This window comes from Thiogranum longum, from assembly GCF_004339085.1.
Classification (GTDB): domain Bacteria; phylum Pseudomonadota; class Gammaproteobacteria; order DSM-19610; family DSM-19610; genus Thiogranum; species Thiogranum longum.
Genome location: NZ_SMFX01000001.1, coordinates 1718037 through 1731598 on the forward strand (window position 1 = coordinate 1718037; position 13562 = coordinate 1731598).

The window sequence follows — 13562 nt, forward strand, 5'->3', positions numbered from 1 at the left end:
GGCGTCTCTCAGCTCTCTCCGTCGAGTAGACGCCGTACAGGTGCGTAGGAACGTCTGTGCATGGGCGTCACACCGAGGGTGCGCAGTGCCTCAAGGTGTGCCTTGCTGGGGTAACCCTTGTGACGGGAAAGGCCGTAGCCGGGGTATTGAGCATCCAGCGCGATCATTTCCCGGTCACGGCTGACCTTGGCAATAATGGATGCGGCACTGATCGCCGGCACCCTGTCATCACCTTTAACAATAGCTTCACAAGGGTGTCGCAACTCGGGGCAGCGGTTGCCGTCGACCAGTACCTGCTCAGGTTCGATCGACAGGCCATCCACGGCACGACGCATGGCCAGCAGGCTGGCCTGCAGAATATTGATACGATCGATCTCTTCGACTTCGGCACGACCCAGTGACCAGGCCAGTGCGCATTCGCAAATTTCATCGAATAGCACATCACGCCGCTTCTCGGTGAGTTTCTTGGAATCCCGCAGGCCCGACACGGGGCGTTGTGGGTCAAGAATCACTGCAGCCGCCACCACCGGGCCGGCCAGCGGGCCACGTCCGACTTCATCCACACCGGCATGACAGATGCCGGGATCCACGAAATACACTTCGGTTTGCTCAGCCACTTGCTATCTCCACAATATACTGTGCGGCGCGCGCTGCGGCACCACGTTTCAGATCGCGGTGAACCGCGGAAAAAGGTGCAACCTGGGCCGCTGCACGCTCAGGATCCTGCAGCAATGCGAGCAGACCCTCGGCCAGGCGTGATGGCGTGACATCCTGTTGCAGGTACTCCGGTACCTGCATACGCCCCAGCAAATGATTCGGTAACGAAACATAGGGGGTTTCCAGCAGTCGCTTCGCCAGCGGTGCACTCAATGGATGTAAACGGTACGCCACCAGCATCGGCCGGCCAACCAGCAGACACTCCAGAGCGGCGGTTCCGGATGCCAATAGTATGGCATCTGCCGACTGTATGACCTCACGCGCCTGACCCTCAAACAGCGTAACGGACAAGTCTGCACAGCCTGCCGTGGCGGCCATCACTTGCTGGCACTGGCGGTAAATATTTTTGTTGGCGGCGGGAATCAGGAACTCAATATCACCGGCCAACTGACGGCAACGCTGCGCTGCTTCAAGGAATACGGGCAACAATCTTGCTACTTCACTGCGCCGACTTCCCGGTAGCAGTCCAACGTAGCGCTTCCCGCCTTGCAGACCAAGCTTCGCCTGTGCATGCACCGGGTCACTGCGTTCGGGTATATCGTCAGCCAGCGGATGCCCGGTACAAAACGATGCAATGTCGTGCTGTCGGTAGAACTGTTCTTCAAACGGGAACAGCGTCAGCATAAGGTCAACACTACGCCCGATCTTCCTGACACGGTATTGCCGCCAGGCCCAGACTGAAGGGCTGACCCAGTGGACGACAGGAATGCCTGCACGCTTCAGACCGGCTTCAAGACCCAGGTTAAAATCCGGCGCATCAATACCGACAAATACGTCTGGCGGACTGGCCATAAAATGCCGGCGCAAGCGGCGACGCAAGCTAACAAGCGATGGTAAACGGCCCAGGACTTCAGCAAGCCCCATGACCGACAAGGCATCGATATCTGCGAGCGCAGTACAGCCTGCCTCACGCATTTCTGGACCTGCTACACCTTCGAAAACAGTTTTCGGGTAACGTTCGCGAATTGCATGTATCAGTGATGCGCCGAGCTGATCACCCGACACCTCACCGGCTACCAGCCCGATACGCAGTTGCCGCGTCATCACTGCTGCTAACGTACAATACTTCGCTGACGGCCGGTCACAAATACCCGTAGCCGGGCGACGTCGCCGTACGCATCATCGAGTGATGCCAGTTGTTCGATGGCCTGGTCCAGCGGCAGATCCTCACGGTATAGCGCACGGTAAGCTTCCTTGAGCGTCCGTATACGGGCCTCGTCGAAACCGTTTCGCTTTAGCCCCTCGCTATTCAGTCCACGTGGCCTTGCCTTGCCTTCACTCACTGTAATGAACGGAGGCACATCCTTGTTGATGCGCGCACCGTAGGCTGAAAACGCATACTCACCAATGTGGCAATACTGGTGCACCAGTGTGGCACCACCCAGTGTCACATAGTCACCGACATGCACGTGCCCGGCCAGTGTTGCGTTGTTTGCAAGCACGGTATGATCACCGATGCGACAATCGTGGGCAATGTGCACGTAGGCCATGATCCAGTTGTCATTGCCTACCTGCGTCACGCCACTGTCCTGCACAGTGCCACGATTGATAGTGACATATTCGCGTATTGTATTGCTGTCACCTATTTCCAGGCGGGTACGCTCACCGTCGTACTTCTTGTCCTGCGGCATATCACCGAGTGAAGCAAATGAGAAGATACGATTGTTGCGACCAACAAGCGTTTCGCCGACGATAACAACGTGCGGACCAATCCAGTTGCCCGATTCGATTTCCACGCCGGCACCGATCACACTGTATGGGCCAACAATAACATCGGATGCTATACGCGCCTGCGGGTCAATAACCGCAGTGGGATGCACCAGTGAGACTTTATCGTTATCCGGCAAGAGTAGTCGTCTTCAAGTGGTGTCGGCTATTCGTCGATTTTGCGTTCGGTACACATAATGACAGCCGTTGCGGCAATCTTGCCATCAACAGTCGCTTCAGTATTAAACACCCAGATACCCCGCTTGACCTTGATCACCTCGACCGACAGTCGCAGTTGGTCGCCCGGCTCAACCGGTCGTTTGAAGCGCGCCTTGTCGATGCCGACAAAATAATAGAGTGAATCTCGCGCAGCATCCCTTCCCTCGGTACGAAACGCCAGCAAGCCTGTTGCCTGCGCCAATGCCTCGAGAATCAGCACGCCCGGCATGACCGGCTTCTCGGGGAAATGACCCTGGAAGAAAGGTTCATTAACCGTCACATTCTTGATCGCAACCAGAGACTTGCCCGATTCAAATTCCAGCACGCGATCTACCAGTAAAAACGGGTAGCGATGCGGAAGTGTATTTTTAATCTCGTTGATATCCATAATCAATTATTAAACCTGATTCTAGTTTAATTCGTTAACGCCTTATTATTTAATCTTTTTTTCAAGACCAGAAAGGCGTTTCGATAAATTTTCCAGTTGTTTCATTCGCACTGCATTGCGCCGCCATTCTGCATTTTGCATAAGCGGTGTACCCGCCGACCAGGTCGTGCCCTCACGGGTTATGGAGCGTGTCACCATTGACATACCGGTAACCGTCACGTGGTCGGCAATTTCCAGATGCCCTACAATGCCTACACCACCTGCAAGACGGCAATGCCTGCCAATCCGCGCACTACCTGAAATACCGACACAACCGGCAATGGCAGTATGCGCACCAATGAAGACATTGTGCGCCACTTGCACCTGATTATCGATGCGCACGCCTTCCTCGATTACCGTGTCCTCGAGCGCACCACGATCAATGGTAGTATTGGCACCAATATCAACATCATTGCCAATCTGCACACTCCCCAGCTGCGGCACCTTCAGCCAGCCGTTATCAATCGCCGCTATACCAAAACCTTCACTGCCTATCACTGCGCCGGGCTGAATAGTGACCCGGCAGCCAATACGGGCTTTCGCCAGCACAGTGACATTCGCCACCAGGTAGCTGTCATCGCCGATCGATACACCCTCGTCAATCACGCAACCCGGGCCAAGCTGTACCCGCTTGCCAATACGCGCATCTGCCGCAATTACCACGTTCGGTCCAATACTGGCACCAGGATCAACTTCTGCACCAGCCTGGATGATTGCACTTTCGTGTACACCCGCAATAACAGGTTTCGGTGGATACAGTAACTGCACAGCACGCGCGTAGTCCGCATACGGATTCGTCGAGACCAGAACCGCTACCGGACTGTCGCCTGCATCGTTCTCCGACAGGATAACAGCTGATAACTTCGTCTCCGCCAGATATTTCCGGTAGCTCGAGTTGGCCAGAAAACCCAGCTCACCTTCAGATCCATGCTGCAAGGTGGATACCGCAGAGATCAGTGTGTCGCCATCTCCAAGCAAGTCCACACCAAGCTGCTCTGCCAGTTCCAGCAGGGTAATCGACATATATTCGAATGCTTACCGGTTACTTGCCGCCACCCGACTTGAAGTTGCTCGTGAGTCGCTCAAGCACCATGTCGGTGATATCAGCACTCTTGTCGGCATAGACAACACCCTGACCAAGAATGATGTCGAAACCCTTTTCCTTGGCCAGTGCGCGTGTTGCTTCCAGCATCTGACGCTGTAATTGTGAAGTGACCTCATTCTTTCGTATATTCAGGTCATCACGGAACTCTTCCCGTGAACGCTTCAGGTCGCGCCCTTTCGACAGTATCTGGCGCTCCAGTTTATTGCTCTGGGATTCGCTCATCACTGCTCCATCTTTCGCCAGCTTGTCTTCAAGCTTGCGAATTTCTTTCTGCAGAGCGACAAGCTCCTGTTCACGCGGGGCAAACTCCGATTCTATCTTGGTCTGCGCAGCCTTGGCCTGCGGTGCCTCTTCCATCATGCGCAGGAAATTCACCACGCCCACGGTTGTTTCTGCATACGCAGGTGATGAAAGCGCGCCCAGCATCAAAAGCCCGGCCAGTATTACCTTGAACTTGTTCACATCATTCTCCTCGAAATATACTTTAAATAAAATCAGCAGAACCCTGCGTCAGAAGCCTGCGCCAAGATTGAACTGGAAGAACTGGGTATCGTCCCCGCTCTGGTCATTAAATGCCTGGGCAATACTGACAGACAACGGGCCCACTGGCGACAACCAGACTGCAGAAAGACCCGCCGACATACGCAGCTCCTCTGCACTGAAGTCCTGCGTTGAAGAAAACACATTACCAACATCATAAAACAGGCTTAGTCTTACACTTTTACTGTCGGCCATAAAGGGCGGTGGAAATACGACCTCCAGGTTACCCACTGTGCGGAAACTGCCACCGAGCGGATCATTGCTGGAGTCAAGCGGACCCAGCGAATTATCCCGGTAGCCACGCACGGAACGCGTTCCGCCTGCAAAGAAGTTCTGGAAGAAAGGAAGATTGTCGAAATCACCAAAACCATCACCCCAGCCTATCTGTAATTTCGTCGACAATATAAACAGGCGCGTCAAAGGCACGTATTGCTGCGCACGCAGGTTGAGCTTGTAGTATTCCAGCTCGGAGCCAGGCACTTTGGTCTCTACACTTATACGTTGCACACCACCACTGCTCGGGAATACCCGGCGGTTTCGCGTATCGTGCGAGAAACTGCCAACCAGTGTCAGACTTTTGAACTCGTCGCCAAAGTTATCGATAAAGTCCGTGATTTGTGCAGACGAGAAGTCTGACGCCCTGAGTTTGAGACTATCGGCTTTCAAATCGAAATTGAAGGTGTCGTACTCATTGACCGGGAAACCGTAGGTCACATTGGCGCCATAGGTATCGGTCGAATAATTGGCAATATTTGCCTGGCTCGCATCCGTCTCGCGGTAGAAAGCACCAAACCCACGGCTGACACCATCCACTGTGTAATACGGGTTCTGGTAGGAAAAGCTGAAGATCCGGTTAACCGAGCTGTTGTTGACCGATGCCGATACGCGCCGGCCGGTACCCATGAAATTATCCTGGGAAATACTGCCATTCAACAACACACCCGATGTCTGGGAGAAACCGATACCCACCGAAATACTGCCTGAAGGCTGTTCTGCGATGGAGTAATTCACGTCAACTTCATCGGTGGCGCCAGGCACAGCCGGAGTCTCCACATTAACGGTAGAAAAATAGCCCAGGCGCTGCAAACGGGTGCGCGAACGTTCGACTTTCTTTGAAGAAAACCAGCCGCCCTCCATCTGGCGCATTTCCTGGCGCATGACCTGGTCACGGGTTTTGGTATTACCGGCAAAATTGATTCTGCGGACATACACCCGCTTGCCCGGGTCCACGAAGAATGTCAGGGATACCTGTCGTGTTTCTTCATCGATCTCGGGGATAGTATTGACGTTGGCGAAAGCATAGCCCTTGTTGCCCAGGTGGTCGGTAAGCCGGGTAACCGTATTGGTCACCTTCTTGCGCGAAAAGGTATCGCCGGCATTGATCCGGAATTCGGGGAACAGTTCTTCTGCCGGCACCACCAGGTCACCTGACAGCTTGATATCACTGACATGATATTGCTCGCCTTCGGTGATATTGATTGTGATGTAGATATCTTTCTTGTCCGGCGTGATCGACACCTGCGTGGAATCTACGTTGAACTTGATATAGCCACGATCCTGGTAGAAGGAACGCAAGGTCTCAAGATCCGCTGCCAGCTTCTGCCTGGAATACTGGTCAGACTTGGTATAGAAGGTCAGCCAGCCCGGTGTTCGCTGTTCAAACTGGTCAAGCAATGTCTCATCGTCAAAGACGCTGTTACCGACAATATTGATCTGCTTGATACGCGCGACGACACCCTCGGACACATCGATAAGAATACCGACCCTGTTTCGCTCCAGGGGAGTTACCGTGGTCTTGATCTTTACGCCATACTTGCCACGACTGAAATACTGACGCTCCAGTTCCTGCTCTACCTGTTCAAGCAAGGACCGGTTAAATACCCGCCCCTCGGCAAGACCGATGTCTTCGAGTGAATCCAGCAACGGCTCGGTTTCAATGTCATCGTTACCCTGGATCTTGATACTGGCGACGGCAGGACGCTCCTGCACCTGCACTACAAGAATACCCCCGTCACGCTCCAGGCTAATGTCACGAAAATAGCCGGACTTGAACAGTGCGCGGATGGCACGCTCTGACTCAAATGTATTGAAGCGGTCACCGACCTTCACCGGCAAATAGTTGAAGACCGTCCCCGGCGCGATACGCTGCAGCCCTTCAACACGAATATCCTCGACGTTAAAAGGTTCGAAAGCATGCGCCGACGACGCCAGCATCATGCCGAGTACCAGTGGTTTCAAACTCAATCGCATAAAAATTTCCGCAAACCGTCAGGCCCCGAATAACCGGGACAAATCATTATAAAAAGCAAGACTCATCAGCAGCAGCAACAACACAATACCGAGTTGCTGACCGACCTGCTGCGCAGATTCGGACAGAGGTTTTCCCTGTATCCACTCGATGATGTTATACAGCAGATGCCCACCGTCGAGAATCGGTACCGGAAGCAGGTTGAGTATTCCGAGACTGACACTGACAATGGCAAGAAATTTAAGAAAGCTTGCCAACCCTGCACTCGCGGAATAACCCGCGTACTGGGCAATACTCAGCGGGCCGCTTATATTTTCGACTGAGGCGCGTCCGGCCAGCATCCCCCACAGGGTCCGCACCGTCAGGGCCGAGGTTTCCCAGGTCTTGGCGACAGAACGCCCAACCGCTTCAACCACGCCATAGCGTACTGTGATGCGCAGGTCATCACGCAGGTTTTCCGGTCTCTGTACCGCAGCACCGATTTTGCCTACGGTTTCACCGGCTTCTTCGACAGGCTCTGGAATCAGCTTCAGATCGACCGTCTCTCCACCACGCAACACTCGAACCGTTATTTCCTGCCCAGGGTGTGAGCGGACATAACCGACCCACTCGCGCCAGAATTCAACCGGTTTGCCATCAACCGCGATCACCTTGTCACCCGGCTTCATTCCCGAACGTTCAGCCGGCTTGTCAGGCAACACCAGGTCTATCACGGCCGGGACCTTTGGACGCCAGATTGACAGCCCGAGGTTTTTCAGCAGGCCACCTTTGGCCAACGCATCGGGGGCTTTACTGAAATCGATATCACGATCCTGCAAACGATCATCGACGGTACGAACCTCGACCAGGCTATGCCGTCGGGCCAATGCAGCATCGAGCAAAAACATCGAGGCATCATCCCAGCTTGCAGCACCCTTGCCATCGACAGAAAGAACTTCATCCCCTTCCTGGAAGCCTGCCTGCGCCGCAATGGAACCTGGTTCGACTTCACCAATCACCGGCTTGATACCCGGCACACCACTGACAAACATCAGCCAGAAAGCGAAAATGGCAAACAGGAAGTTGAACAGGGGACCGGCAAGAATGACCGCTGATCTCACCCACAATGGCCGGTTATTGAAGGCACGCGGACGGTCACTGTCATCGACCGGGGCTTCACGCTCATCGAGCATCTTGACGTAGCCACCCAGTGGAAGAGCTGCGACCACGAACTCGGTATTGTCCGAGCCAAAACGGGTCTTCCACAGCGGTTGCCCGAAGCCGATCGAAAATCTCAACACCTTGACCCCGAGCTTTCTGGCTACCCAGAAGTGCCCGAACTCATGTACAGCCACCAGTACACTGATAGCGGCAATGAAGGCCAGTATCATACCGGGCAAACTACTCATGCCAGTTCTCCAAACGATGACGCACCACTGATCAACTCACCTGCATACTCCCGCGCCTGGTGGTCAGCATCGAGAATCACCTCCAGTGTTGAAGCATCATGCACGCCGACATGTGCCAATGTGGTTTCGATGACGCCAGGTATGGCGGTAAAGGCAAGCTGATGATTCAGAAAAGCATCCACTGCAATTTCATTGGCTGCATTCAACACGGCAGATGCAGTGCCGCCGGACTGCCATGCCTCCTGGGCCAGCCGCAGACACGGAAAACGCTCCAGGTCGGGCGCTTCAAAATCCAGCCTGCCGATCCCGACAATATCCAGCGCCTGAACACCGGCATCGATACGTTCAGGCCAGGCCATGCAATGCGCGATCGGGGTACGCATATCCGGATTCCCGAGCTGTGCCAGGACCGAACCATCGAGATACTGCACCATGGAATGAATGACACTTTGCGGGTGTATAACCACCTGGACATGCGTCGCATCCGTCGAGAACAGCCAGCATGCCTCGATGACTTCCAGCCCCTTGTTCATCATGGTGGCAGAATCGACTGATATTTTACGGCCCATGTCCCAGTTGGGATGGGCGCAAGCCTGCTCGGGTGTAATGCCCGCCAGCTTTTCAACAGGCGTTGTCCTGAAAGGTCCACCGGATGCAGTAAGCAGTATATTGCTTACACCATCCGGGTGCCCTGAGCCCGGAACAAAAGACGCTGGCATGCACTGGAAAATGGCATTGTGCTCACTGTCCACAGGCAACAGTACAGCACCGCCTTCCTGAACCTGTTGCATGAACAGGGCGCCGGACATCACCAGGGCTTCCTTGTTGGCGAGCAGGATGCGCTTGCCGGATCGGGCAGCCTCCAGTGCAGGCATCAGACCGGCAGCACCGACAATGGCCGCCATGACACAATCCACTTCATCAAGACTCGCTACATGACGCAGACCTTCTTCACCGGCCAGCACTTCGATATCCGGTGCAGACTCGCGAAGACGATGTTGTAACTGTTCGGCGGAATCTGTATCCGCCATAACGGCATAGTGAGGCTGGTGATCAATACACTGGCGCAACAGACCATCGACATCGCGATTGGCCGTCAATGCAATAACACGGTAGCGATCAGGGTTTCGTTCAATAACGTCCAGTGTGCTAACGCCAATGGAGCCTGTTGCTCCAAGAATGGTCATGCCAAGAGGCTTCACAGTGAAATCCACCTCAAACCAAAAACGAACACCGGGGCCGCAGCCAGCAGACTGTCAATGCGATCCAGTACGCCACCATGTCCCGGGATCAGCGTTCCGGAATCTTTCACGCCGTGATGGCGTTTAAGCAAACTCTCCAGCAAATCACCGGCTATGGAAAACAGAACCGTCACCAGGCAAACCAGTGTAAAACTGGCCAGCATGGCACCTTGCAAACCAATATAGCGGCCAAAACCAAAGGCAAACAGGGTGCACACGGTCAGCGCTCCCATGACCCCTTCCCAGGTCTTGCCTGGACTGACTTCGGGTGCGAGTTTTGTCCTGCCCCATTGTCGACCGGCAAAGTAGGCACCACTGTCAGCAAACCAGATGAGGAGCAGCAGGAACAATACCCAGCGAGGCCCTTCGTCCGGACGACTGTGCAAGACCACCAGCGCAAGCCAGGTACTGACCAGTACCGCGATACCAAGAAGCGCTTTCAATAACGCGTTAAAGGAGGTGTCCGCGCGCCCCAGCGCTGGTGCAGTAATCCAGAACAACATCAGAATCCAGCCACCCATCGCACTCCACAGCACACTGTTAACCAGCAGCTCACTCTGCGCAAACTGCCAGACCAGGACAACACATGCCAACGTCACTACGACAAAAGAAACGCGCGCCGGCAAGCTGCGCAAGGGGATCAATGCACCCCATTCCCAGGCGCCCAGCAACACGGCAACAGCAGCCACCATGGCAAAGCTGCCGGAATCGAGACGTAGTACTGCCAGCACCACCAGAGGCACAAGAATCAGTGCACTGATGATACGCTGCTTAAGCACGTCCGGACTGCTCCACCTGCTCGCCGGTCTTTCCGAAACGCCTTTGTCGACCTGAGAAGGACCGCAACGCTTCTTCAAAGGATGCTGCATCGAAGTCCGGCCATAAACAATCGGTAAAATACAACTCGGTATAGGCAAGCTGCCACAACATGAAATTACTGATGCGCTGTTCCCCACCGGTGCGTATAAACAGGTCGGGCTCCGGAAGGTCGGTTATCGACAGCTCCTTGCCAAGTAATTCACTGTTGATTTGTTCCGGCTGGAGCTCGCCGCTGGCCACACGCGTTGCAAGCCGCCTGGCGGCATCGGCCATATCCCAGCGACCACCATAGTTGGCAGCGATGGCCAGCGTCATGCCCGTATTTCCCGCTGTTTGCTCTTCTGCGCTACTCATCAGCGACTGCAGTTTCTCGTTGAATGCACTGCGGTCACCAATAAACCTCACCCTCACATTATTCTTGTGCAGGCGTGCAACTTCCTTGCGCAGGGTGCGAATGAACAGATCCATAAGCAGGCCGACTTCGGCTTTCGGACGGCGCCAGTTCTCGCTGGAAAAGGCAAACAGGGTTAGCACCTCTATACCCTGTGTGCGACAGGATTCAACAATGCGGCGTACTGCCTTGACGCCTTCACGGTGCCCCATATAACGCGGCAGCATGCGTTTTCTGGCCCAGCGTCCGTTACCGTCCATAATAATGGCGACATGGCGTGGCAAACGCTGTTCAGCGATTCCCGCTCCGGCTTGGACTGGCTCCTGTGACATGTGCGTGATCTATTCAGCCTGTTTCCGGAATATGCCGGATCAGATTTCCATTAATTCCGCTTCCTTGACCTCAACCAGTTTTTCTACTTCATTTACATACTGGTCAGTCAGCTTCTGTACGCGATCGCTGGCACGGCGCTCGTCGTCTTCAGAAATTTCCTTTTCCTTGAGCAGTTCCTTGAAATCACTGTTGGCGTCACGGCGGATATTACGAATCGCTACGCGGGCGCCTTCTGCCTCATTACGCACAATCTTCACCATATCGCGGCGACGCTCTTCGGTCAGCGGTGGCATCGGAATACGGATAACGGTACCGGCCGTGTTTGGGTTGAGCCCGAGATCGGATTTCATGATGGCTTTCTCAACCGCCTGCACCATCTGTTTTTCCCAGGGATTGACCACCAGCGTGCGCGAATCTTCCACATTGATGTTTGCCACCTGGCTTAGCGGTACATCCGAACCGTAATAATCGACCTTTACGTGGTCGAGCAGACTGGGATGTGCCCGGCCCGTGCGTATCTTGCTCAACGCCTGTTTGAACGCCTCGATCGTTTTGCTCATTCGCGAATTGGCGTCGTCCAGTATTTCCTCGATCATTACCCTTACTCCACCAGTGTTCCGATTGCTTCGCCCTGAACCACCCGCAACAGGTTACCCGGCTCGAACAGATTGAACACACGCACGGGTACATTCTGGTCACGACACAACACCAGTGCTGTGGTATCCATGACACCAAGTTTTTTCACGATCGCTTCGTCATAGCTGAGTTTTTCGTAGCGCACGGCATCCGGATTTTTCATCGGATCTGAATCATAGACGCCATCGACCTTGGTAGCCTTGAGCATAATCTCGGCGCCGATTTCGATGGCGCGCAGGCTGGCCGCAGAGTCAGTGGTAAAAAACGGGTTACCGGTGCCGGCGGCGAACAGCACGATACGGCCCTTTTCCAGGTGACGGACGGCACGGCGGCGAATGTAGTCTTCACTTACCTGGTTGATCTTGAGAGCAGACATCACCCGGCACTGACTACCCAGTTTTTCCAGCGCGTCCTGCATGGCAAGCGCATTGATGACTGTGGCAAGCATGCCCATATGATCACCGGTCACCCGGTCTATGCCACCCTGGGCGAGCCCGGCGCCACGAAAAATATTGCCGCCACCGATCACCAGGCCAATTTCCACGCCCTGTTCGGCCAGGTCATGAATTTCCCCTGCAACACGCAGAATGGTTGCCGGGTCAATCCCGTAGTCAGCGTCTCCCATCAGCGCTTCGCCGCTAATCTTCAGGAGAATGCGACGGTAGACCAGTTTCTTTTGGTTCATAGTTTTATTTACAATAGGTTATAGAACTATTTTAAGTAAATTTATCACTACTGGCGCTGTGACACCAGCGGTGATTCACGAACATCGTACGCAGGTACGAAACGGGGCCGCATTGCGACCCCGTTAATCATACCGGCAAGCGGACTTCACGTCCTCCCCGGCAAGAAGGCGATGACTCAGCTACCCTGAACTTGCGCCATAACCTCTTCAGCAAAGTTCTCGGTCTTCTTTTCGACCCCTTCACCAAGCTCAAGTCGCTCAAAACCCTTGACGCTGGCTCCGGTCCCTTTCAACAACTTCCCAACCGTCTGGTCAGGGTCCTTTACGAAAGGCTGACCAATCAGGGTAATTTCACCAAGGAACTTGCGAATGCGGCCGTTGACCATTTTCTCGATAATCTCGGCGGGCTTGCCACTGGCCTCTGCCTGGGCGGAAAAAATGTCCTTTTCCTTGTCGAGCATTTCCTGAGGCACCTCGCTTTCATCGATACAGACCGGCTTTGAGGCAGCAATGTGCATAGCCACATCGCGCGCCAGTCCGGCATCACCGCCTTCCACTTCAACCAGCACACCAATACGATCACCGTGCAGGTAACTGGAAAGGTTGCCAGTAGACGCTTCACGACGTACGAAGCGACGCACATTGATATTTTCACCGATAGTGGCAATCAAGCCACGGCGCGCATCCTCGATAGTTTCACCACCGTCCTGAAGCGGCATGGCCATCAGGGCGTCCAGGTCAGACGGCGCGTCTGTCAGAATCCGCTTTGCGACTGCGCGGGCAAAATCCTGGAAGTCTTCTTTCTTGGCCACGAAGTCGGTTTCGGAATTCACCTCGACCATCGCAGCCGTTTTGCCGTCACCAGCCACTTCGATGACGATCGCACCTTCAGCCGCCACGCGGCCGGCTTTCTTGTCGGCCTTGGCCAGACCTGATTTGCGCAGGGCTTTGGCCGCTGACTCCATATCACCGTCCGCATCAACCAGTGCTTTCTTGCACTCCATCATGCCGCAGCCAGTACGCTGGCGCAGTTCTTTAACCTGCGCTGCAGAGATTGCCATGTTTAATACCTCTTGAAAATTCTGTAATGCTGGAAAAAACCGGTT

14 protein-coding genes are annotated in these 13562 nt (G+C 54.5%); all 14 read right to left on the reverse strand.

The window, feature by feature from the left end:
* Window positions 1-8: 8 nt before the first annotated feature.
* Entirely contained in the window at window positions 9-617 is a 609-nt protein-coding gene (gene rnhB, locus DFR30_RS08470; RefSeq protein ID WP_243640706.1) for a ribonuclease HII, read from the reverse strand.
* Entirely contained in the window at window positions 610-1761 is a 1152-nt protein-coding gene (lpxB, locus tag DFR30_RS08475) for a lipid-A-disaccharide synthase (protein WP_132972272.1), read from the reverse strand. Before lpxB ends, rnhB begins: the two co-directional genes overlap by 8 nt.
* Before the next feature lie 8 nt (window positions 1762-1769).
* Window positions 1770-2564, reverse strand: coding sequence for an acyl-ACP--UDP-N-acetylglucosamine O-acyltransferase (lpxA, locus tag DFR30_RS08480; RefSeq protein ID WP_243640707.1), 795 nt, complete (start codon window positions 2562-2564; stop codon window positions 1770-1772).
* Window positions 2565-2590: 26 nt separating this feature from the next.
* Complete coding sequence (gene fabZ, locus DFR30_RS08485) at window positions 2591-3031, reverse strand: 3-hydroxyacyl-ACP dehydratase FabZ (RefSeq protein ID WP_132972274.1); 441 nt, start codon at window positions 3029-3031, stop codon at window positions 2591-2593.
* Between the two features lie 45 nt (window positions 3032-3076).
* On the reverse strand, window positions 3077-4093 hold the full coding sequence (gene lpxD, locus DFR30_RS08490; RefSeq protein ID WP_132972276.1) for a UDP-3-O-(3-hydroxymyristoyl)glucosamine N-acyltransferase: 1017 nt from the start codon (window positions 4091-4093) through the stop codon (window positions 3077-3079).
* A 19-nt stretch (window positions 4094-4112) separates the two neighbouring features.
* Window positions 4113-4637 carry an OmpH/Skp family outer membrane protein gene (locus tag DFR30_RS08495; protein WP_132972278.1) on the reverse strand — a complete coding sequence of 175 codons (525 nt, stop codon included), beginning with the start codon at window positions 4635-4637 and terminating at the stop codon, window positions 4113-4115.
* A 48-nt stretch (window positions 4638-4685) separates the two neighbouring features.
* Window positions 4686-6965: an outer membrane protein assembly factor BamA gene (gene bamA / locus DFR30_RS08500; RefSeq protein ID WP_132972280.1), complete on the reverse strand. Its 2280-nt coding sequence runs from the start codon at window positions 6963-6965 to the stop codon at window positions 4686-4688.
* A gap of 18 nt (window positions 6966-6983) precedes the next feature.
* A complete protein-coding gene (gene rseP / locus DFR30_RS08505; RefSeq protein ID WP_132972282.1) occupies window positions 6984-8351 on the reverse strand; it encodes an RIP metalloprotease RseP in 1368 nt (455 codons plus the stop codon).
* On the reverse strand, window positions 8348-9553 hold the full coding sequence (gene ispC, locus DFR30_RS08510; protein ID WP_243640708.1) for a 1-deoxy-D-xylulose-5-phosphate reductoisomerase: 1206 nt from the start codon (window positions 9551-9553) through the stop codon (window positions 8348-8350). The genes rseP and ispC overlap by 4 nt, the downstream gene beginning before the upstream one ends.
* A complete protein-coding gene (locus DFR30_RS08515) occupies window positions 9550-10371 on the reverse strand; it encodes a phosphatidate cytidylyltransferase (protein ID WP_132972284.1) in 822 nt (273 codons plus the stop codon). Before DFR30_RS08515 ends, ispC begins: the two co-directional genes overlap by 4 nt.
* Window positions 10364-11134, reverse strand: coding sequence for an isoprenyl transferase (locus DFR30_RS08520; RefSeq protein ID WP_132972286.1), 771 nt, complete (start codon window positions 11132-11134; stop codon window positions 10364-10366). Before DFR30_RS08520 ends, DFR30_RS08515 begins: the two co-directional genes overlap by 8 nt.
* Before the next feature lie 39 nt (window positions 11135-11173).
* A complete protein-coding gene (gene frr, locus DFR30_RS08525; protein ID WP_132972288.1) occupies window positions 11174-11731 on the reverse strand; it encodes a ribosome recycling factor in 558 nt (185 codons plus the stop codon).
* Between the two features lie 5 nt (window positions 11732-11736).
* Window positions 11737-12456: a UMP kinase gene (gene pyrH / locus DFR30_RS08530; protein WP_132972290.1), complete on the reverse strand. Its 720-nt coding sequence runs from the start codon at window positions 12454-12456 to the stop codon at window positions 11737-11739.
* Window positions 12457-12632: 176 nt separating this feature from the next.
* A complete protein-coding gene (tsf, locus tag DFR30_RS08535; RefSeq protein ID WP_132972292.1) occupies window positions 12633-13517 on the reverse strand; it encodes a translation elongation factor Ts in 885 nt (294 codons plus the stop codon).
* Window positions 13518-13562 lie beyond the last annotated feature (45 nt).